Annotated in this window: 2 protein-coding genes; both read left to right on the forward strand. The window is 69.0% G+C overall.

Annotated elements, in window-relative coordinates:
- Positions 1–192 precede the first annotated feature (192 nt).
- Positions 193–1014: a FadR/GntR family transcriptional regulator gene (locus AC2VON_RS04315; RefSeq protein ID WP_486951833.1), complete on the forward strand. Its 822-nt coding sequence runs from the start codon at positions 193–195 to the stop codon at positions 1012–1014.
- A gap of 18 nt (positions 1015–1032) precedes the next feature.
- Positions 1033–1758 carry an SDR family oxidoreductase gene (locus AC2VON_RS04320; protein ID WP_486951834.1) on the forward strand — a complete coding sequence of 242 codons (726 nt, stop codon included), beginning with the start codon at positions 1033–1035 and terminating at the stop codon, positions 1756–1758.
- Positions 1759–1785: the final 27 nt, after the last annotated feature.

Here is a 1785-nt window from a genome sequence, read left to right on the forward strand (position 1 = left end):
CCGCAGTAGCTGCCCGCTATCCGGTCGCTGATCTCGACGACCCGCAGCGAATCCAGCGGCGTCGGTCGGCACTGCGATCCGTCGCTGGATTGCATCCGACTATTATGTCATCACTGCTAAAATAACTAAGTCAGTCGAGTCGCGGGCGCAGCGACCGTGCACTCTCGCCGATTGTTTCGCTGCGGGATTCCGATGACCACGTTGGGGATTGGGCCGGAGGCTCGACGCCGGCTGTCGGCACCCAGAATCGCCGAGATCGTCGCGGACGAGTTGCGGCGCCAGATCATCGACGGCGAGCTGGCCGACGGTGACCTGTTGCCACGCCAGGAGGTGCTGGTCGAGCAGTTCAAGGTCAGCTTGGTGTCGCTGCGCGAGGCGCTGCGGATTCTGGAGACCGAGGGGCTGGTGTCGGTGCGGCGCGGCAACCGCGGCGGCGCCGTCGTGCACGCACCGGCAAAGACCAGTGCCGCCTACATGCTCGGCCTGCTGCTGCAGAGCGAGTACGTGGGGTTGGCGGATCTGGGTGCGGCGCTGCGGGAGCTGGAACCGGTCTGCGCGGCGCTGGCCGCGGGGCGGCCGGACCGCGCCGACACCGTGGTACCCGAGCTGAAGCAGGTCAACCAGGCGATGGCTGCGCAGCTCGAGGACGGCGAGCAGTTCACCGAAATCGGTCGCCGGTTCCATGATCGGATCGTTCACGGGTGCGGCAACCACACCGTGATAGCGGTGGTGGGCAGCCTGGAGACGCTGTGGACCAGCCACGAGCGGCAGTGGGCCGAGGAGAGTGCGGCGCGTGGCACCTATCCGTCGGCAATCAAACGTCGCGCCGTGCTCGGCACGCATGTCAAGCTGACCGAGATGATCGAGGCCGGCGACGTCGAGCGCACCCGTCGCATCGCAGCACGCCATGTCGCCGACACCCAGACTTATGTGCTCTCCGATCGTTCCGACCGGCGGATCTATGCGCTGTCGCCGCAGGCCCTGTCGCGGCCGCGCAACAGCCGGCAGCCGTGACCTTCGATCCGGCGAACCGTGTCGAAAACAGCCCTCATCACCGGCGGCAGCGGCGGGATCGGCAAGGCGTGCGGTCGCAGACTCAGTGAGCTCGGCTACGACGTCGTGCTGGCCGCGCGCCGGGCGGACCCGCTGCGGGCCGCCGCCACCGAGATCGGTGCCCGCCACATCGCGGCCGACGCGTCCGACCCCGTCGGATTCGCCGCCGCGCTCCGCCCGCTGGAGACGATCGACCTGGTGGTGCACGCCGCCGGGGTGCTGGGCGGAACCTACGCTCGCAAGCAGACATTCGACCAGTGGCGCGAGATCATGGCGGCCAACCTCGACTCCTGTTTCGTCGTGACCGCCGCGGTGCTGCCCCGGATGCGGCCCGGCTCGCGGTTGGTGTTCATCTCCTCTTCGGCCGCGCACGAGCCGATGCCGGCCCGCACCGCCTATTCGGCGACCAAAGCCGGGATGAACGCGTTCGCCCGCGCGCTGGCGGCCGAAGTCGACCGGGACGGCATCAGCGTCCACGTCGTCACCCCGGGCCCGGTGGAGACCGAGATGCTGACGGACGTCCCCTTCGAGATGTATGCGATCGCCGTGTCGGATGTCGCCGACACCGTCGCGTGGCTGGACACCCTCGACCCGTCGGTCGACCTGCCGGAGATACGGCTCAACGCGGTGCGGCGCGGCCCGTTCGCCCGGCCCCCGGTGGTGCCGGCCGAAGCCCGGCGGCGGGCTGCGGCGAAAAAACCTTGATGACCGATTCCCCGAACTCTGCCAAGG

The sequence above is a fragment of the Mycobacterium sp. TH-M82 genome (genome assembly GCF_057473605.1).